Origin of the sequence: Halomarinibacterium sedimenti (genome assembly GCF_019312585.1) — a bacterium.
In the GTDB taxonomy this organism is placed as follows: Bacteria; Bacteroidota; Bacteroidia; order Flavobacteriales; family Flavobacteriaceae; genus Halomarinibacterium; species Halomarinibacterium sedimenti.
On the sequence record NZ_JAHWDP010000002.1, the window covers coordinates 352,763 to 371,928 of the forward strand.

Genomic DNA, 19,166 nt, shown 5'->3' on the forward strand with positions numbered 1-19,166 from the left:
ACAGTACCATTCACTATTCACCATTAACTATTAACTATTCACTATTTACTGCCCCCTAAAAAAGATAATGGTACTTAGGGTTTTAATGACTATGCTTATGTCTAGGAAAATGCTTCGTTTTTTAATGTAGTATAGATCGTATTGTAATTTTTCAAGGGCATCATCTTCACCCACACCATATTTATGATTTACCTGTGCCCAACCGGTAACACCAGGCTTTACAAGATGCCGTACTTCATAAAAAGGAATTTTTTCAGAGAGTTCTTTAACAAAAACAGGGCGTTCGGGTCTAGGACCAATCACACTCATATCGCCTTTAATAACATTGATAAATTGAGGAATTTCATCAAATCGGGAGCGTCTGAGAAAACGTCCAAAATTGGTCACACGAACATCTTTTTTATCGGCAAATTGAGCGCCATGTTTTTCAGCATCTTTCACCATGCTACGTAGTTTGTATATTCTAAAATGCCTTCCGTTTTTACCCACTCTCATTTGAGTGTAAAAAAGTGGCCCCCTATTTCCAAATAGATTACCAAGTAGAATAATCGGAAATATAACTAATCCAAAAACCAATCCTATTACCGAAAAGAGGAGGTCTAAAATTCTATGGAAAAATAAGTACAGCTTATTCTGATTACTGCGACTAAAAGGAAAATAGCGATAAAAATCCTTATCTACGTGCTGAACGGGTACTCGATGCGTAATTTCTTCATATACTTGAGTGTATTCCCTAATTGACACCCCTTGTTCCAATAAACCAATTAGTTTATTATATAATAAAACCGTAACATTATCACTTTGTGAAGCCGCGATGACAATTTCACTTATTCCTTGTTCTTCAATTATTTTTTCAATGTTATCTAAAGAATATTCTTCTATGTTATAGAAATTTAATTCATCCTTATTTTTACCCACATTAATAAACCCATTCACTTTATAGTTTGGATCTGATTTATGTAAGGAAGTTATGATTCCTTCCACTTTTTTTCTATTAGCAATTAAAAGAATTCTTTTATGAAATCTAGGTGCTGAAATAAGAAATATATAGGCATACCTCCAAAGAAATAACGCAACATTAATTGATATATAAAAATAGACAATTTGAAGACGATTGGCAGGTAAAACAGGTGCAACAAAAGGCGTAAGTAGATAAACTAAAACAGTTACCGAGGATGCAAGAATAATATTTTGGACAACAATCTCAAACTTACTCGCTTTTTGAAGGTCGTATAATTCAAAAATAGTTGCAAAAATAGTAAGGTAGAGCGCAAGAACTATGGACCAAAACCAACGTTCTTTTTTAATAATGAAGTAATCGAAATCAAATACAATTCCAACTAAATACAAGACACCTAATACCGAAATAATATCAAATATTCTTAATAGAACTTTACGTTCCGAAATTTCAAAGTGAATACTTGATTTTTGGGACATTGGGGATTGGTTTGCTTGGTTAAATGTAACTAATTATTTACTCATTCAAAAGCTTGATCCAAAGATGTTTGACTATTTCCCAATCATAGCCTTCTACTTTTTTTCTAGCATTTTTAACCAATGTTTTGCTTAAGGAATCGTTATTACAAAGATAAACAATTGCTTCTATAAATGCCTCCTTATTATTTGTAGGTACAAGTAGCGCATCCTTTCGGTTTTCTAGTAAAAAGGGAATGCCTCCTACATTTGTTGATATTATTGGAAGCCCTAGCGCCATTGCTTCAATAACACTTACAGGTGTATTGTCAAAATTAGTGGTATTAATAAAAATATCATATTCCGAAGAAAGTGATATCCATTCTTCTTTGCTTAATTTACCCATAAACCTTACAGGTAGCTTTTTTCCCTCGGCAAATTCTTTACATTTTTGAAGCGAACCGTCTTTATCGGGACCTACCATACATAAAGTAGCAATAGGATATAATTTTGAAATCCTTTCAATAATTTGAATAGCTAAAAATGGGTTGTAAATTTCTGCAAATGAACGTACCCACAACAGTTTTGGTAAAACTCCCACTCTAGATTTAAAGGGGTATTTATTTATTTCTATGGTATTGGGAATGCAAACGGTATTGCTAAACCCTGCACGTAAAAATGTTTGTAAAAGATAGTTTGAGGGTGTTACATTGGCCTTTGCAACATTAAACAATTTTTTAGATTGATTTGGGGTTCTTTTGAGTCTTTTTGGCAAATTACCTCCGTGAAGAATAGGTATATAAGGTATTCTTAAAAACCTACAGAGGTTTGCTACTGCTACTGCATACCAGAAGTTTTGGGTACTGTAGGTATCTATAAGGACATTACTAGTTTCTTTTCTATGAATAAAAACAGTTTGGAGCATTTGCCATAAACGAATAATTTTATTCTGTTTACTAGATGCTGTGACAACCTCAAATCCTTCGGTTCCTAAGTGACTTGAAAGAGTGTCTAAAGTAGTAAGGGTTCCCTTATTACTCTGTGATAACTGATTTCCTATATATACGATCTTTTTTTTCAAAAGAAACTATTGAAATTAATGTTAAACCATACACAAACGCAGGGGCAGAAATACGCATTGAACTATGATTGATAGTTAATAACCAAAAAAGTAAAAATGATATTAAATAGGGATTGGATTTATTAGACAATCGAAAAATTAATGGAGTGAAAAGTAAAATAGCTAAGGCGGTTAATCCAAAAATTCCATGTTCGGACAACATTCTACTAACTTCGTTATGGGTTGCAGTTGCATAACCTGTTATTTGTTCACGAAATTCTTTCGTTTTGCCCACGCCTACTCCTGTTATTGGATAATCGTAAAATGCCTGTAACTCTTCATTAATAAGATCTTTTCTTCCCGTAGTTATGTCTTCTTTAACTCTTCCAGCAGCATCTTGGTTAGCATATCGTTTATCTATAAGTCCTTCAGTCACAAATGAAGATCGCAACCAAGTGACACCTATAACAATTACTATGAACACAATTTTGGGAATTAAACTTCCCTTTTCCTTTGAACTTATCCTAAAATAATAAAAGAAAACAAATAATACGGCACAAACGGCAGCCGTTATCATTCCACCTCTAGAAAATGTAACAATACCTCGATAACAAATAAGAGCTAATAATACTACATCTATAATGTTTACTAACCTATCTTTAATTATTAATAGTCTAGAAAAAAGAATAAAAACCCCTAATCCTAATATGGTAGCAACTTGATTGGGCCCAAACCCACCTGAGGCTTCAAAATTTGATTGTGTTCCAGTAAGTACGTCTCTTACATTTGGCGTATAAACATATAAATAGGTAGTTGTGGCTATTATGGGTAATAACAGGGCTAATAATACTTCTTGAAATCGTTCTTTTACCATTTTCCTATTATAACAATACAATGCTGTAATTGCTAGACACACAGGACCACTTAAATTAAATCCAATAGCATTACCAACGCTCGAATCATAATCTAAATTAATTGCAGAAAATAAAACCCCTGGTATTAATAGCAGTAAAAAAATGACATATGGCCATGACTTACGATTAAAACCTTTAAAAAACATTCCTAAAAGCATAAAACCAATTACTACATATTTGGCAAATTCATAGGAAAACCCAACGCCTCCTAACATTCTAGAAAATACTTCAAATCCAGTAATATAGGCAGCTGCAATTAATATTTCATCATTTCTATTTCCGCTACTAAATATTTTAATTAAAAAATACCCAATTATCGCAAACAAAAATATCTTCCCTGCAGGGTTAAATTGATAAATTACTAATGCCATTACAATATGAAACAGTAGTAATTGTAAATACTTCACCCTAAAAGATTTACCTCTTGCTTTCATAATAAGAAATTAATATAGGAATAATAGCATCAATTGAATGGTTTTTTAGAATGTGATTTTGAAATAAAGTTGCATCCAAAGTTCTTTTTTCAATATTTTCTATATACGAATGTATTGCAAGTGCTAAGTCTTCAGGTCGATTGGGGTCAACACATTGACCAAATCCGTTTATAACCTCCTCACATTGTCCAACTCGCGTGCAAACTACTGCTAATCCAGCAATACCATATTCCAATAGACTAATTGGAAGCCCTTCGGACTGTGACGATAAAACCCCGATGTTGGCCTGCATTAATAATCCAAGGGTAGTTTTTTGAGCTCCATAATAATGAACACATTCTCCTAAATTATTTTGCTGTATTTGCTCTTTAATATTATTAAAATAGGTGTCCCCCCAATTTTTACCGAATAAATGAAGGCTATATTCAGGATGCTTAGCTAAAACTAATTCAAAGGCATTTAATAAATTTTGATGATCCTTTTGTGGTCTAAAGTTACCAACACATATAATTCGCTTTCCTTCAATTCCTTTTAATTTTAGGTTAGTATCATTTTCCTCAGGAAGCGAAACTATGTTTTTAAAATACCGAATGTCTTTAGATTTTAAATGACTTATTGCCCATTGTGTTAAATTTTTATTTACACATAAAATGCCATTAAACCTAAAAGAACACCATTGTAAAATTTTAAATTTTCTCTTATGAAGTAATTCACTATTCCCATAATGATCATGCCATATTAGAATCATTTTTGGTTTAATAATTTTTATTATTGTTCCTGTAAAATAGGATGTTGCATGAGCGTGAATAATGTTTATTTTTTCTCTCTTAATAAAACGCAACAACCTAACAATGGCAAATACATCTAATGCGTGATTTTTTTTTAGAAACAAGTAGGAAACTCCTTTATCTAAATTATTTTTTAATAATCCTTCTTTTCGGGTTGTGCACAAGGATGAATATTCAACTTTAGAAACTAAGGCATTTGCAAAGGTTACAGCAACTCGTTCTGCTCCTCCTGCGTCCAAAGAATCTATTAGCTGTAAAACCCTCATGCTAGTATTCTTTTTATTTCAGATTCAAAATAATCAAGTGTGTATTGATGAGACCATTGTTGAGCATTAACAGATAGCTTTTTTAAATTGATTTTATCTTGAAATAGCGAAAGAATTTTATTTAAATCCTCTTCTAAAATTCCATTTGTTAAAATACCTCTTTCTCCATTTGAAAGCATCCAAGGAACACAGGAAATTTTCGTAACAATAGGTATTACACCCCAAAACATGCCTTCTGCAACAGCTTTTGGCCACCCTTCAGACTTTGAGGGCAACACTAAAAAGTGACTCTTTTTATAAGCAGTTTCAACTTCTTCTGAGGTTTTATTCCCATGCAGAAAAACTATATCCATTAAGTTATTATTGGTAATATACTCCTCAATTATTTCTCTTTCAGAACCTTCGCCATAAATGGCCAATTTAACATTTTCACCTGCTTGCATCAAAGCTTCAACTAATTGCACTGCATAAATAGGACGTTTACCTGAAGATAGGCTACCCACAAACATGAATTGGTATGGTGCTATAAAATTTTTTTCTTGTATTCCTAATATTTTATTCTTTGGGTAGGTAGCGGTAAAAAAAGGATGGATGTTTATAGATTGTTTTGGCCAATCTCCATACACCAAAACTTTCATGTTTTTGGTTAAATAGGTATTTGACAGTATCCATTTTTGAAAACGGTAACTTAAAGGTTGCTTTGCTTTAGGATCCCAGTTACCGGCATATTTTGCGGTTTTATGTTTTCGAGGAAAAAAAACCTGAATTAAACATCCCAACAATCCAATATTTCCTGGACAACGTAAATGGATTTGATCACTCGCTTTCATTGCTTTAAAAATTTTAAAACAAATAAATGGAATACGAAGAAACCCTTTTATACATTCTGAAATATTTATAAATGAAATAGATGGAATTTTATAAAATGTTATTTTATTTGTGTACCGAATTTCTATCGAAGTTGGCAGATTCAAGCCAATAGGTGCAACAATAAACATTTCATCTACATATTTGCCCCATATATTCATCTCCTTTACATACGGAGCGTATGCATAATAGTAATCATCATTTTTTAAATGATTTACGTGGGTAATGATAGCAAACTTCATGATATTAAACTGTCGTAAAAGGCTAAATTCTTTTCTAAGATATGGCTTTTATCATATTTCTTTCGAACAACTTTTTCCGCCTTAATTCCCAGCAGGTTTGCTTTGTCGGGATTTTTAATACACCAAATTATTTTTTCAGCAATGTCAATAGGGTCATACACATCACATAACAATCCTGTTTCTTCATGAATAATTGTTTCTGGTCCTGGGCCGTATTGGGAGAAAATAACTGGCTTTTGAAGTAACATAGCCTCGAGAGTTACTAATCCTTGAGTCTCCATATGCGAAGGAAAGACACATAGTCCAGCTTCCCTATACTTTAAATTTAACAATTCTCTCTCAATAGTTCCATGAAATACGACATTTATAAAATATGAAGCATCATAATCCTGTTTCAACTTTTCTATATAAGAATCCCCATTAGGGTAAAACCAATCTCTTCCATAAATATCCAATTCCTTCTCGGGGTATGTAGTTCTAACAATTTTAAAAGCTTCAATAAGTTGCCTCACTCCTTTTTTTTCACAAACGGTACCGGCAAAAAGTATTTTATTATTTTGAATACTTATTTTGGGTATTTCTAAAGAAGTATTAATGGGGTAGTTAATAATCTCTATGGGTTTATTGTGATATGTTAGATACTTTGCAGTATGGTCCTTTACATATTGTGAAACGGCAATAAATCCATCAGCTTTTTTAAAAGATTTTTTTTCTAGTAGTCCCTTTCTCCAATTTATCCCTCTTTTTTCAGCTTCTGCAAAAAAGTGATGTCCCCCGTGCATCCTAATAACCATCTTAGCAGGGTGCTTTTTTGAAATAATGGCAAGTCCAAGCTCTGCGGATTCAATAATATCAATTGGATTTTGAGACTGCATTAATTTAAGTCGTTTATTTAATTGCCAAGCATTGTACAAAAAATTAGGAAGTATGGTTTTATTTTTTGGCAAACGGATTAATGTTACGCCCTCATCTTCTAATATTACTTCATTTTCCTCAACTCCTACACCAAGGATTGTGATTGTATGCCCGTGCATTGCCAATGATCTTCCAAAGGTTTGTAAAAAAGTACCAACGCCTCCAGGAGCCCAAAGAGGATACTCTGCAGATAAAAAAACAATATTCATACGGTGTTTTTTATATTTTCTAGTTTTAATGCCAACTCTTTAAAATAAACATCTTTTGTTAGATATTTTTCCCAAATCATTCTGTTTTGTTGTTGTATTGAAAGAATTTTTTCTGGGGGGTTATGGGTATGAAAGGCTATTATTTTTTCTTCCATTTTATTGATTTCACCTTCTGAAATGCGAATACAACATGAATCCCAATTAATTGTTTTATAAAAGGGAAGCCTACAGTCCGTGTCTATAACTACAGGTATTCTCCCCATCGCCAATGTTTCATAAAATCGAACCGAAAAATTTCCAGTGCCACGGGAACAAAACGTGTAGAGGTTTTCATTTATATTTTTGTAAAATTCATGGGTTGTTTTTTCTTTTTCAGAAGCAGTCTTTACACCAGCTCTATATTGTTTTCGGAAGATAAAATTACAAACGATTTCTGGGCTTTTTAGTAAATTTTTCAAATATACATACCTCCTTAAACTAGAGGGGTAAAAAAACTGTTTATCTGTAACATCTTTTTTTACTAACTTATTGAAAGCTCCTTTTACATGTAAGATATATTCCTTGCAAAACTTTAAAATGCTTCCATTAGCATGACCCACAAAGCCTAGGGACGGTTTTAATGGTTTTTCTAGAGAATGAAATTTTTTTCCTAAAATTAAATACGGATCCTTTATAAAAGGAGGCATAATATGAGTATTATTGTCAAGCCTGCTATGAAACCCGCCCAATCTTACTGTTATAACTTGAGGGCTTTTAATGGTGAGTCCAAAATCGCCCCCAGAAAAGACCAATACTTTTTTACCGTGAAATTGACATTTTTCAATAAAATCCTCAACCTCTCTTTTCTTTTTTTGAAGATATAAAAACTGAACATTCATAGGGATAATTCCAAAATCACAATCCTCCATATTATCAACAATTTGATATATGGATTTTAATGGAGAATTTGCCATTTCTAGGACTTCCAAGAGAGGAAAAAGTTGAAACTTCTCTGCTTCTATTCTCAACTGTTTATCATAAAAAAGTTTAATCATCCAGCAATTCCTTTGTAATTAATTTGGCATTATCGTCTAATGGGTGGTTTACAATTAGCCGCATCCAAGCTTGCTTATCTTTGGCAATTTTTTCGGGATTACTAATGGCTAACAATATCTTTTCTTTTATTTCAGCTTTTGAATTAAACCAACCCACGGCATCCAACTGTCCCATACTTCTAAAATGTTGAAAATTATATATTTTTTCTACAGACCAAATTGAAGTACTATTTTGATTGTAATTAATATAAAAACAGGGTTTATTGTAAACTGCAAAATCATGAGCCATTGTTGAACCCACATTTATAACAAATTCACAATGAAAAGCAATGTTTACCAATAAATTAATATCTTCCATTTTAGGATACACAGCTCCCCAACTTTTTGCATCTGTATTCCAAACTGGGCTTATAGGTGTTATAATATTCGAATACTTTTGAAATACATAATTGTATCTGTCTGTTACATCCACAGGACATCTTCTAAAAATGATTTGAGGTCTATCCTTTTCGGGAATAGCATTTACAGCTTCTGCCACATCTTCTAAGTATTTTGGGTCAAAGGGTGAGGTTTTCTCATCGTCACCGCTAAAGCATATCCACTTTTGATGCTCATTTAATTGGTACTTTTGGGCAAAATCAGCTCTCGAAATTTGACGTTGACTTTCTAAGTAAAATTCAAATTGTGGGGTTCCAGTAACGACAATACTATCTTCAGGAATTTCCGGATATAAGGCCGATAATTCCCTTTTCATATAGTAGGACCAAACTAAGTATTTATCGGTTTTAATTGCCAAGCTTGCTTTGGGAGTATTATCCCATGAATAGATAGTGCAAATTACTTTAATTCCTAGCTCCTTAGCCGCAATACAAATAGCATTTAAAAAAGCAACCCGCTGGTGGGTTATGAAAATGGTAGTAGGTTTAAGTAACTTTAATTGACTTTTATAGTAATTAACAAGATTTTTATCCCAGTATTTTTTAGATTTTTCCTCAAGCCTCAATATATTTTTATACTTTTTACTGGCCTGCTTTCCAATTACTTCCGAAATAAAATAAAGAACTTTTAACTTTAAACTACTGCTAACCTTATTCCAGTTTTCAATAATCGTGTTGTTTTTAAGAATTTTTGAATTATGTAGCAAGCGTGCATATGTTGAAGCTTCTCGAAACAATCGTGTGCGTAAAGACTCTTTAGGAAGGGTAAAGTGGGTATACCCTATATCGACCGAATGAAGTTTTTCTACCTCCTTAACTGCCGTTTCGGGAAGAGTGGTCCAAAAATGAATTTGCGCGGTACTTTTAATATGGGTTATAATGCTAGAATATAGATAATTCCTTATTCCAACTCCATCTGGGATTACAAATAATATGGTTCGATTTTCTTTCAAAGGGTTTATTTCATTACAGTTTTAAAAGGGGCATTACCCATTATGGAAGCATATTTTGAAAAACTACTATGGTACATAGGATCAATCCTTAAAAAAATAATGCCTTGGCTATTGGCAATTAAAAAGAAATCCAAAATTGTTTTTAAATGACTTTCTAATGTGGTATCCTCATCAAATTTATCCATATGTTTCGGTGCTCCGCCAACAATTTGCACTTTTGAATTTTCACCGATAAATTTTAAAAAATGTTCGCTATCTGAAAAGACAAAACATTCATGCTTAGATTGGCTTACGATTTCTTCTACTCTGGCCTTTAGTTTATCAAGCAACTCTATTTTTTTTTCTATTGTTAGAATTTGTTTTGTAGTATCTATAAAATCGCCCATTAAGCTTGTAAACCTTGTATGAATACTATTGTATTTTTTTCCTTCAAAGCTAGATAGTGCATTTACCAAATACGGTGATTTTTTAAACAACTCATTAAAATTTCTTCTCCAAACACTTTCTAACTCTAACGATGTTAACTTATTATCTATTTTAGGAAGGTAATCCATATTTGAATAAATAATAAAGGTACTTGCTTTTGATTTTTTAATAATTTCAAGTGGATTTACTTGAAAGTCATTCATTAAATACAAAAACTTAGTTCTACAGGGAATCCAAGTAACATCAAGTTTATCAATATTCCATGAAACTTTATTTGGTTCTAAAAAAATACTTAATTTAAAAGGGTCATCAAATTGAATGAAAAATTCGCATTGTAATTGTTTTGAAATTTCATAAAAAGAGATAATTCCTTTTAATCTATCAACAAATCCACCATGGGGAAACAATCCGTCAAAACAAATGATAATCCTTTTTGTTGAAGATTTATTTAAAGAAATTTTTTTAGAATAGGCTAAGTATATGGTAAGCTTTTTAAGTAGTCTGCCTATTTTTTTTTTAATACCCTTCATATATGCAGGTCAAAGATAACCAATATTGAAAGCAACACAATTTAAATATCCATTCTTCTTTCTAGACTAATTTCAACATTTTTTGGTCTCTTAAATGGATCATATCCTCCAGAAGGGTTCTCAGCAAAATAAACTAGATTAAAGTGTGTGCTGCATTTTGAAATGAAATCTTCAACTGCCGGATGCTTTAAATGCATATTGTGAAATTCGAAAACCATTGCGCTATAAGAATCTAAATTTTTGGTTATCTCATCTAAAAAATCATATTCGCTACCCTCAATATCCAATTTTAATAATATTTCTGAATCGATATTAAAGGTAGTTTTTACAAGGCTTAGGATATTATGGTTTATATCCAAAAATAGTTTTTTATGAATACATCTAGAACTCTTTATTAAATATGTAAATATTAAGGCATTAAACAAGTATCTTATTTTATCAGGTTTCGAAAAAAATAATCTAGCAAACCCTTTAAATAATAATTTTCTCCTTGACACTGTGGGATCAAGCATGAGAATTTTAATATTCTTATTAAAACGAAAAATATCAAATTCAAACTCAACATTAGAAGAAATTCCTCCACTAAATAAAACTTTGGACTTTTTTAATGTTTCTGGCCTTAGAAAATAACCACCATCTTCTACACTTCCAAATCTAAATAGAGAAGCATCTGTAACCAAAAATTTCTCCTTTATTCTTTTTATATAATCGTAGTTTTTTTCTTCCATATAAAATACTACAAGTCAATACAATAATAGTTACTTCAAAAGTAAGCTTGTATTTATCCATTGCCAAATATGGAAGCTACTTTCTTGATTTCCCTTAAAGTAAAGATTTAATTCCTTTTGTAGTTCCTCTTTTTTAAACCAATTATGCGCTTTTAAATACGAAATTTCTGTTTCCACCCAATCGCGTAATTCCTTGCCCAACCATTCCCTTTGTGGTGTTTGCAATGGTCGTTTAGGAGCATATCGAATTGAATTTGATAAATATTTTGAAACCAACTCTCTCAATAAATATTTTTGAATTCCTCCTTTAATTTTATATTTAAGCGGTTGTGCAAAAGCAAATTCTACTAAACGATAATCCAAAAATGGTTCGCGCAACTCCGTCGATGCTGCCATAGAAATTCTATCATTAAACCGCAAAGCTCTTGGAATTTTTGTGTAAAAAAGATCACGAAATTGTAAATTCTTCACTTCATCATCAAAAGGTTTAGGATATATTGGTTTTTTTGCCTGATTAAAAAACACATCGTTTAGCACATGAGGTCTTAATGGCGAACCCAGAATACCCTGTATAACATTCTCATTTTTTTTAGTATAATAATCATACCCCGCCCATTGTTCATCCATTCCTTGTCCATCTAACAATACTTTTACTTCCAATTTTTTAGCCTCCTTAAATAATTTGGCATACGCAATTGTAGGCAAACCTCCGTATGGTTCATCTTGAAAATCTGAAAATTGTTGTCCAAGTGCTACTACTTCAGAAGTTTTTAATAATACTTTATATAAGGGATTTCCAGTTGTTGCTATCATTTCTTCAACCCAAGGAAGTTCATCATATCTTTCATCATTGGTATAAAAAGTAAAAGCTTTTATTTTACTTTTTTGTTGGTATTCATTTACAAAAGCTAAAAGGGTAGAACTATCCAACCCTCCACTTATATTGAAACCCACAGGTACATCTGCTCTAAATCGAAGTGCAATACTCTCTTTTAGAATTGATTCATAGGTTGAAATCACCTCCTCAAAAGGAAGCTTTTCAGAATATTTTTTTACTTCCTCTTCAAAGTGATACCATTTTTTTATGACAAGTGTACTATTGCGCAGAATTAGATAATGTCCACCTGGTAATTGTGTAATTCCATTCCAAAAAGATTCATTTGGCATCCCATAACTGCCATACACAAAGTAATTGGCCCATACCTGTTCATTAGGTGATTTTTTTATTCCAGAGGCAAAAAGTGTTTTAATTTCAGAAGCAAAACTAAATACTGTATCATTAAATGAATAAAAAAAGGGCTTTACCCCAAATCGATCACGAGCAGCAAATAATTGCTTCTCTTGGGTATCCCAAATGGCAAATGAAAACATCCCATTAAAATGTTCGAGACAAGAGCTTCCCCAATGTATGTAGGCAGCAAGTAGCACTTCGGAGTCTGATTTAGTTTTGAAAGGATAATACGCCTTTAAACTTTCTTTTAATTCTAGATAATTATAAATTTCACCATTATAAACCAAGATATAGCGTCCATCTTTCGAATAAAACGGCTGATTGGCTTCAGGGGATAAATCTATAATGGAGAGTCTGTTGTGGCCTAATGCAATGCCGTCATCAAAATAAGTTCCTAAAAAATCTGGGCCCCTATGCTTTTGTGCTGTAAGCATAGTCAATAATTGTCTTTCTTGAGGGTTGCCTCCCACCAATCCTGCAATCCCACACATTATTTAGGAATTGATTTTAATATTTTTTCTGCTTTTTCCCAATCGTGAATAGTGTCAATATTAATCTGATACGAGGGGTTCGATTCTATATAAGAAATAGAGTTTCCATAAAGAGAGTTTTGCTCTAAAAGTGTTTTAGCACGGGTAAGGTAAATAGACCCGTCCCTTATAAAGGCTTCGGGTAATTCCTGCCTTCTTGTAATAATTTGAGATTCGCCTGTGGCTATTTTTAACGTACCATTATTGGAAACTTTAAATACCCAATGCGGATTGTACTCATGCGGAACTTCTTGAACAGATATTAATGAATCAGTCCCAGACGCTATAAACCTTTGTATGGCTTTATCAATAAATCCTTTATCACGAAATGGGGTGGTAACTTGAAGTAAACAAACTGCATCAAAATGCACCCCTTGTTTAAGGAAAAAATGCAATGCGTGTTGAACCACTTCTAAAGAACCCGCTGTATCACTTGCAAGTGTTTCAGGTCTCACAAAAGGCACATCAACCCCACTCTTTTTAGCTAACTTTATTAGTTGCTCATCTTCAGAAGAAAAAATAACCCGACTCAACTTTTTTGACGCCAATGCAGCTTCAATAGTGTATTCCAGCAAAGGTTTTCCTCCCAATTGCTTTCGGTTTTTATTTGGGATTCCTTTACTGCCACCACGTGCGGGTATGAGTCCTAAAATCTTCATTAATAGGTTATGGTTTTATGAAAACGCAATGGAATATCTGCCAATATATTGGCAATCTTTATACCACTATCTCCAGAGCCATACACAAAACTTTTTTTGTTTTTTGGTGTAGCAATTTGCATTTCAATGGCCTTTTTTATTTCAATTTCATCATATGCTACATCAATAACATTCTCACCCCGTAACCGTCTATTCTGGCGCGTACCTATATTTACTACAGGCACCCCCAAATACGAACATTCACGAATTCCAACACTACTATTACCAACTAAACATTTACCATTGACCAGAAGTTTTAAGAAATCGAAAGGCTCCATATTTTTAAAAAAGCGAATGTGTTTTGGATTGTTTTTCTCCCGATAGGATCGTATTCCGTTTGAAGTTCCATCAGCCCCAGCATCTACATTGGGCCAAAACCAAAACGTTGGAATTTTAAGCTCGTCAATAATTCGAAGGGTTTTTAAAACATCATTTTTAGCAGCATCATATTCAGTAGTAACGGGATGCTGCATCACGACCAAATATCCTTCATCAAGAGAAAAAGTTCCACCAACACCACCATATTTTTCGAAGGGATTATAATCTAATTTTGGACTTTTTTGCACTTCCGAAGCGATATCAATTGAAGGGCAGCCCGTGTTAAACACATAGGCTTCATCCTCTCCCATTTTTAACACGCGCTCTCTGGCATCTTCCGAAGTCACAAAATGAATATCGGCTAATTTAGTATTGGCATGGCGAACTTTTTCATCTATATTTCCAGTCACCTCTCCACCTTGTAAATGAATTAAAGGTATATTTTGATAGGCAGCAGCGATAGACGTGGCAATGGTTTCAAATCGATCTGCTATGGTTAAAACAGCATCAGGTTGTAAATTGTAAAAAACGTTCGCTAATTCCATAACACCCAACCCAGTAGTTTTAGCCATGGCTGTTTTGTTTTCTCCTTCCAATACCATAAACACCTTATCATTAATGGTAAAACCATCCTTTTCAATAAAGTTTACAGCAGTTCCATATCTATCTAACAATGCAGAACCTGCAACTACAAGTTGTAACTCTAATTTTGGGTGCGCTTTAATTGCTTGTAATACTGTTTTAACCCTGCTGTACGAAGGTCTTGCTGTAATTACAGCACATATTTTTCGTTTTTCTGCCATAGTTAAATTATATCATCATGGGTTAAAAAATCCCAGGGATGTAAATCTTTATTAAGTTTTTTTCCCACTACTTTTTCAAATTCTGAGGCATCTATCCCATATCCTTTAGGCTTTTTGGACTCCAAATCCATAAAAGTTACTACATGTCCTTTGGGAAGCTTTTTATTGACCGCCAAGGATTTTTCAAAAATATTCTTTAAATCTGTAAACTGCTCGTTTTGTGACTTATTTACAGGATTTCTTAGTGCTTTTGAAATATCATTTACACTTTTAACTAAGACTGCTGCTTCCTCCAAAGTAAGTGACGAAGACACATCTGGACCAAACATATTCTTGTTAAAGACCACGTGAAATTCTAGTATTTCTGCACCCAAGGCCACAGCCGCTATACCCGTTGCAACTTTTGAGGAATGGTCTGAAAAACCTACGGGCACACCATATCGATCTTTTAATTCCTGAATAACATTAAGCCCGTAATTTTCTGGTGTTGTGGGATAGCTTGTAGTACACTGTAGTATTGAAAAATTGGCTTGGTGTTGCTTAAAAAAAGACACGGTTTTATCAAGTTCTTCAAAAGAGCTCATCCCACTAGAAATGATAATAGGTTTTTGGGTTTCGACAACCTTTTTAAGAAGTAAAAAATTATTCACTTCACCACTCCCTATCTTATAACTATCAACCTTTGCTATTTCTAAAACATCCACGGCAGCATTACTAAAAGGGCTGCTGATAAATTGTAATCCTACTTCTTTACAATGTCTACCAATTTCAATCCATTGTTCTTGAGTAAACTCCATTCGTTTCCAATAGTCGAAACGCGTTTTATCTTGTTTTGAAAAATGCACTCGAAAGGGTTCGTGAATACTACTTTCGGCTTCCGCAATATGGGTTTGAAATTTGATTGCCGTAGCTCCAATTTTTGCCACCGCATCGATATATGCATGAAGCATTCCTAAACTTCCGTCGTGAGCTTGGCCTATTTCGGCTATGGTTAGCATAGTTTTATTTTATGAATTGTATATGGTCATTTTATTTTCAAAATCTTTAAAAAATAACGGTTTAATTTTCAGTAATTCTTCCTCCGAAAGATTCCACCATTGCAAATCTTCTATCTCTTGAATGATACTTTCTGAAAAACGCTTTCTAATCACTTTTGCAGGGACACCCCCCACAATGGTGTAGGGTGATACATCCTTAGTCACCAAAGCACCTGCTGCAATAATGGCACCATTACCAATGGTTACTCCTCCCATAATATTTACATTATGTCCTATCCATACGTCATTTCCAATAACCGTTTTCTTAACACTTTTAAGTTGGGACAATTCACCATTAAACAAACTTTTATTTACGTAAGTGGAAAGATAACTAATAGGATGATTTGTGGTATGTATGGATACATCGGCACCTAATTGGCAATACTTTCCAACCTCAATATCCCCGTGCATAAAGTTATTATAGCCTAAGGTTGTAGCATAACCAATTTTAATTTTTCCTGAAAAGTTACACCTATCTGGAACGGCATTTTTCCCTTCAAATATTACATTTTGAAGCCCTCTTGAATAACCAGAAAGCAATACCTCCTCCTTTTTCACTGAAGCATTTAAAAAATAATATAAAACCTTTCTAATCCATTGTTTCATGCCTTCCTTTTTAATAATCAGGGTCTTTTATCCCAACATATTTTAAAAATAGCCTTTTTCCAAATGATGTTCTAAGAAATAGTTTGTAAAAAACACTACTCAGCCATTTGGCAACAATCGAATAGGGTTTTACGTTAAAATTAATTCGCTCATTAATAGGTTTCGAGATGTCCGTTGCTTTTTTTAGTTCTTTAATTTCTTCCAACATCCAAGATTCTATTCTATTTCCCATATGGTACGCACCGTTGCTTACTGTTGCTAATCTTAAGAAACCCGCATCATTATTCGGTTTGTCGATATAATCTGTCATCACTTTACCACCCATTTTAAATTGTGTAGGAAAATTAGGCCCTTTACGAAAAATTTGTGTCCGCACAGTACATACAAAATGCCCACTCCCTAAAACAGCTTGTCCATTTTTATGAACTAAAGATATAAATTGTTTATAATGTGTTTCTTTGAACATTTTCCGTCCTATACTTTCTTCAAAATGTCTAAGTCCTTCGGGATTAGGAACCTCAATAACCTTTAACTTACTTCTTACAAAGGCTTCCCAATAATTTAAATTTCCAAAGTTGCTTTTGAACATAGTACTAAAAGGGACTGGGGATACAATTCCTGCTTTAGGAAAATTTTCAAATACTTTTTCCACTTCCTGTTGCCAACCGCTTTTGAAAAAAACATCGGCATCGGTAATTGTAAATAAGGGTTCAAGATTACTTTTAACAATAGAATAAATTGCATTTATTTTCCCAATATTCACCTTACTAATTAAATATTGGTCTACTTTATCTTCTGTACTAAAAAGTGCATTTAAATAATCTGAAACAATTTTACATGACCCATTATTATAAATACTCACCCGTGTTTTATCGTGAATGGTAAGCAAAATACTCTCAAGATTTATTTTTAAGATATCAAAACTATCTTTAAAATAATCTTCCTCTAAATTTGGAATAAAAACAGGAACAATAATACGATGATAGCTATTAAGGATCATTTTATTATTTTCTTTTGCAGGATTTGTTCCTATTCGCATACGTTGGCTTTTTAAAACAAATCAGTTCATTACAGCCCTGATAAATATTTTAACATTTTCAAAGTTAAGAAACCAAAATGGATAAAGTTTAAAAAGCCTTATAAAGGTCTTTATTTTGCCAGTGGGCATTTCTTTTAATTGTCTCCCTATAATATTATTTCTTAATTGCAAATACTGGCTTTTTGAAAGTTGTCCTTTTCGATAAGTTTCATTAAGTACTTCATTTAAATAGTATGGTAGCTCAAAATATTTACCTTTTAGACGTTTGCTCATACTATCGTGAATTCGATACAAAACTAAAGGTTCACTGAGATAGTAAAACTTAGTATTAAAGGAACACCGTGTCCAAAAATGTGTGTCTTCGCCAACTTGTGGCATCTGTTCGTTAAAATTCCCAACAGCATCTACAACTGTTTTTCGAATTAAGACTGATGATGTCATTAAGGTAAATCTACCAATCATTTTTAAGGATACGTCACCATGTTTTAATTGCTCATCTTTAGGTTTACCTATTATTTCAGAAGTCTCTTCACCCAAAGTATTAATAACCTTACAAGGACAATGTACAATTCCATAATTGGGATGGTCTTCTAAAATTGCTACTTGCTTTTCCAATTTTTGAGGTAGCCATAGGTCATCATCGTCCACGAAGGCCAAATATTTACCCTTAGATTTTTTAATTCCAAAATTTCGCGGTTTTGATGGTCCCCCACTATTTTCTATTTTGAAATAATAAACTTGGTTATATTGTTCACATAGTAATTTGTTTAAATTATTGGCCGTTCCGTCATCAACCACAATAATTTCATAATCCAAAAATGTTTGCTTACCCAAACTATCAAGAGTTAACCGAAGCATTTCTGGTCTGTTATATGTAGGAATAATAATACTTACCAAGGGCATGCTCAAATTTTTTTTATTCGGTTTACAATTCTTTTCAGAATACCTTTTAGGCTGTTTCGCTTTGCTCTTTTTTGTTTGGCTTCTTGTTTTAATTGTTCTTTATAATCATCGTACTTAGAACCATAAAACTCGTAAAACATACGTGCATCCTCCTGTCTTTTTTTCTCGGTATACTCGCTATCATTACTAAGACCCGAAAGATCAAAAAGTGTTAAAAAGTAGGGAATATGCTGAAAAACTATACTTTTATCTGCAAAACACTTGATATAAAAAGCACGGTCGGCACCTATTTTGTAAGATTCGTCATAAAATCCCATCCTTTCAAAAACACTTTTTTTAAAAAACGTGCTTTGATGTGGAAGGGAAGTTTTCATAAAATAATTAGTAGGTAACACATCGGGATAAACCTTATGCCCCTCCTGAAATTGGTAATCTCCATAAATAATATCTCCATGAAATTGTGAATGATTAATGAAATTCCCTAAAGCATTAGATTCTGTAAGTGCATCCCCGCTATTCAAAAATAAAAGGTATTGGCCTTGCGCAATCTTTATCCCTTTGTTCATGGCATTGTAAATACCCGAATCCGGTTCACTAACCCAATAATCAATATGGTCCTTATTTTGTTCAATTACCTCAACACTTTTATCTGTAGAATGACCATCAATAATAATAAATTCAAAATCTATATAGGTTTGTGATGCTACCGAAGCAATGGTTTTTCTTAATCCCTCTGCCTGATTATAATTAATTGTGATTATACTTAAAAAAGGTGTAGCCATAGG

At 32.9% G+C, this 19,166-nt stretch carries 17 protein-coding genes and 1 pseudogene; all 18 read right to left on the reverse strand.

The features are described 5' to 3' along the window. Nucleotides 1–45: 45 nt before the first annotated feature. Entirely contained in the window at nucleotides 46–1,437 is a 1,392-nt protein-coding gene (locus KXJ69_RS06240; protein WP_219052113.1) for an exopolysaccharide biosynthesis polyprenyl glycosylphosphotransferase, read from the reverse strand. A 37-nt stretch (nucleotides 1,438–1,474) separates the two neighbouring features. Further along, nucleotides 1,475–2,494, reverse strand: a complete 1,020-nt coding sequence (locus KXJ69_RS06245; protein ID WP_219052114.1) for a glycosyltransferase family 4 protein — start codon at nucleotides 2,492–2,494, stop codon at nucleotides 1,475–1,477. Further along, the gene (locus tag KXJ69_RS06250) at nucleotides 2,448–3,821 is read right to left on the reverse strand and encodes an O-antigen ligase family protein (RefSeq protein WP_219052115.1); all 1,374 of its coding nucleotides are present in this window, start codon (nucleotides 3,819–3,821) and stop codon (nucleotides 2,448–2,450) included. The genes KXJ69_RS06245 and KXJ69_RS06250 overlap by 47 nt, the downstream gene beginning before the upstream one ends. Then, nucleotides 3,805–4,875, reverse strand: coding sequence for a glycosyltransferase (locus tag KXJ69_RS06255; RefSeq protein WP_219052116.1), 1,071 nt, complete (start codon nucleotides 4,873–4,875; stop codon nucleotides 3,805–3,807). The genes KXJ69_RS06250 and KXJ69_RS06255 overlap by 17 nt, the downstream gene beginning before the upstream one ends. Continuing rightward, on the reverse strand, nucleotides 4,872–5,984 hold the full coding sequence (locus KXJ69_RS06260) for a glycosyltransferase (RefSeq protein ID WP_219052117.1): 1,113 nt from the start codon (nucleotides 5,982–5,984) through the stop codon (nucleotides 4,872–4,874). Before KXJ69_RS06260 ends, KXJ69_RS06255 begins: the two co-directional genes overlap by 4 nt. After that, nucleotides 5,981–7,108: a glycosyltransferase family 4 protein gene (locus tag KXJ69_RS06265; protein WP_219052118.1), complete on the reverse strand. Its 1,128-nt coding sequence runs from the start codon at nucleotides 7,106–7,108 to the stop codon at nucleotides 5,981–5,983. The genes KXJ69_RS06260 and KXJ69_RS06265 overlap by 4 nt, the downstream gene beginning before the upstream one ends. After that, on the reverse strand, nucleotides 7,105–8,142 hold the full coding sequence (locus tag KXJ69_RS06270; RefSeq protein WP_219052119.1) for an exostosin domain-containing protein: 1,038 nt from the start codon (nucleotides 8,140–8,142) through the stop codon (nucleotides 7,105–7,107). The genes KXJ69_RS06265 and KXJ69_RS06270 overlap by 4 nt, the downstream gene beginning before the upstream one ends. After that, nucleotides 8,135–9,532 carry a hypothetical protein gene (locus KXJ69_RS06275; protein WP_219052120.1) on the reverse strand — a complete coding sequence of 466 codons (1,398 nt, stop codon included), beginning with the start codon at nucleotides 9,530–9,532 and terminating at the stop codon, nucleotides 8,135–8,137. Before KXJ69_RS06275 ends, KXJ69_RS06270 begins: the two co-directional genes overlap by 8 nt. A 5-nt stretch (nucleotides 9,533–9,537) precedes the next feature. Then, complete coding sequence (locus KXJ69_RS06280) at nucleotides 9,538–10,161, reverse strand: O-fucosyltransferase family protein (protein ID WP_219052121.1); 624 nt, start codon at nucleotides 10,159–10,161, stop codon at nucleotides 9,538–9,540. A 368-nt stretch (nucleotides 10,162–10,529) separates the two neighbouring features. Continuing rightward, entirely contained in the window at nucleotides 10,530–11,216 is a 687-nt protein-coding gene (locus KXJ69_RS06285) for a class I SAM-dependent methyltransferase (RefSeq protein ID WP_219052122.1), read from the reverse strand. Nucleotides 11,217–11,246: 30 nt separating this feature from the next. Continuing rightward, the gene (asnB, locus tag KXJ69_RS06290; RefSeq protein WP_219052123.1) at nucleotides 11,247–12,938 is read right to left on the reverse strand and encodes an asparagine synthase (glutamine-hydrolyzing); all 1,692 of its coding nucleotides are present in this window, start codon (nucleotides 12,936–12,938) and stop codon (nucleotides 11,247–11,249) included. After that, the gene (locus tag KXJ69_RS06295; protein ID WP_219052124.1) at nucleotides 12,938–13,636 is read right to left on the reverse strand and encodes an acylneuraminate cytidylyltransferase family protein; all 699 of its coding nucleotides are present in this window, start codon (nucleotides 13,634–13,636) and stop codon (nucleotides 12,938–12,940) included. The genes asnB and KXJ69_RS06295 overlap by 1 nt, the downstream gene beginning before the upstream one ends. Continuing rightward, a complete protein-coding gene (gene neuC / locus KXJ69_RS06300; protein WP_219052125.1) occupies nucleotides 13,636–14,796 on the reverse strand; it encodes a UDP-N-acetylglucosamine 2-epimerase in 1,161 nt (386 codons plus the stop codon). Before neuC ends, KXJ69_RS06295 begins: the two co-directional genes overlap by 1 nt. Before the next feature lie 2 nt (nucleotides 14,797–14,798). After that, nucleotides 14,799–15,794 carry an N-acetylneuraminate synthase family protein gene (locus tag KXJ69_RS06305; protein WP_219052126.1) on the reverse strand — a complete coding sequence of 332 codons (996 nt, stop codon included), beginning with the start codon at nucleotides 15,792–15,794 and terminating at the stop codon, nucleotides 14,799–14,801. A gap of 9 nt (nucleotides 15,795–15,803) precedes the next feature. After that, nucleotides 15,804–16,094 (reverse strand): annotated as a pseudogene (locus KXJ69_RS13820) (CatB-related O-acetyltransferase); the annotation flags it as partial. A gap of 355 nt (nucleotides 16,095–16,449) precedes the next feature. Then, nucleotides 16,450–17,478, reverse strand: coding sequence for a glycosyltransferase family protein (locus KXJ69_RS06315; RefSeq protein ID WP_219052127.1), 1,029 nt, complete (start codon nucleotides 17,476–17,478; stop codon nucleotides 16,450–16,452). A gap of 21 nt (nucleotides 17,479–17,499) precedes the next feature. Next, a complete protein-coding gene (locus KXJ69_RS06320; protein ID WP_219052128.1) occupies nucleotides 17,500–18,381 on the reverse strand; it encodes a glycosyltransferase family 2 protein in 882 nt (293 codons plus the stop codon). A 2-nt stretch (nucleotides 18,382–18,383) separates the two neighbouring features. Next, entirely contained in the window at nucleotides 18,384–19,163 is a 780-nt protein-coding gene (locus tag KXJ69_RS06325) for a glycosyltransferase family 2 protein (RefSeq protein WP_219052129.1), read from the reverse strand. Nucleotides 19,164–19,166: the final 3 nt, after the last annotated feature.

What these genes read in the sequence shown, in the direction of transcription:
- KXJ69_RS06240 (WP_219052113.1), bottom strand. Translation starts at nt 1,437, where the DNA reads ATGTCCCAAAAATCAAGTATTCACTTTGAAATTTCGGAACGTAAAGTT.
- KXJ69_RS06250 (WP_219052115.1), bottom strand. Translation starts at nt 3,821, where the DNA reads ATGAAAGCAAGAGGTAAATCTTTTAGGGTGAAGTATTTACAATTACTA.
- KXJ69_RS06255 (WP_219052116.1), bottom strand. Translation starts at nt 4,875, where the DNA reads ATGAGGGTTTTACAGCTAATAGATTCTTTGGACGCAGGAGGAGCAGAA.
- KXJ69_RS06260 (WP_219052117.1), bottom strand. Translation starts at nt 5,984, where the DNA reads ATGAAGTTTGCTATCATTACCCACGTAAATCATTTAAAAAATGATGAT.
- KXJ69_RS06265 (WP_219052118.1), bottom strand. Translation starts at nt 7,108, where the DNA reads ATGAATATTGTTTTTTTATCTGCAGAGTATCCTCTTTGGGCTCCTGGA.
- KXJ69_RS06270 (WP_219052119.1), bottom strand. Translation starts at nt 8,142, where the DNA reads ATGATTAAACTTTTTTATGATAAACAGTTGAGAATAGAAGCAGAGAAG.
- KXJ69_RS06280 (WP_219052121.1), bottom strand. Translation starts at nt 10,161, where the DNA reads ATGAATGACTTTCAAGTAAATCCACTTGAAATTATTAAAAAATCAAAA.
- KXJ69_RS06285 (WP_219052122.1), bottom strand. Translation starts at nt 11,216, where the DNA reads ATGGAAGAAAAAAACTACGATTATATAAAAAGAATAAAGGAGAAATTT.
- asnB (WP_219052123.1), bottom strand. Translation starts at nt 12,938, where the DNA reads ATGTGTGGGATTGCAGGATTGGTGGGAGGCAACCCTCAAGAAAGACAA.
- KXJ69_RS06295 (WP_219052124.1), bottom strand. Translation starts at nt 13,636, where the DNA reads ATGAAGATTTTAGGACTCATACCCGCACGTGGTGGCAGTAAAGGAATC.
- neuC (WP_219052125.1), bottom strand. Translation starts at nt 14,796, where the DNA reads ATGGCAGAAAAACGAAAAATATGTGCTGTAATTACAGCAAGACCTTCG.
- KXJ69_RS06305 (WP_219052126.1), bottom strand. Translation starts at nt 15,794, where the DNA reads ATGCTAACCATAGCCGAAATAGGCCAAGCTCACGACGGAAGTTTAGGA.
- KXJ69_RS06315 (WP_219052127.1), bottom strand. Translation starts at nt 17,478, where the DNA reads ATGCGAATAGGAACAAATCCTGCAAAAGAAAATAATAAAATGATCCTT.
- KXJ69_RS06320 (WP_219052128.1), bottom strand. Translation starts at nt 18,381, where the DNA reads ATGCCCTTGGTAAGTATTATTATTCCTACATATAACAGACCAGAAATG.
- KXJ69_RS06325 (WP_219052129.1), bottom strand. Translation starts at nt 19,163, where the DNA reads ATGGCTACACCTTTTTTAAGTATAATCACAATTAATTATAATCAGGCA.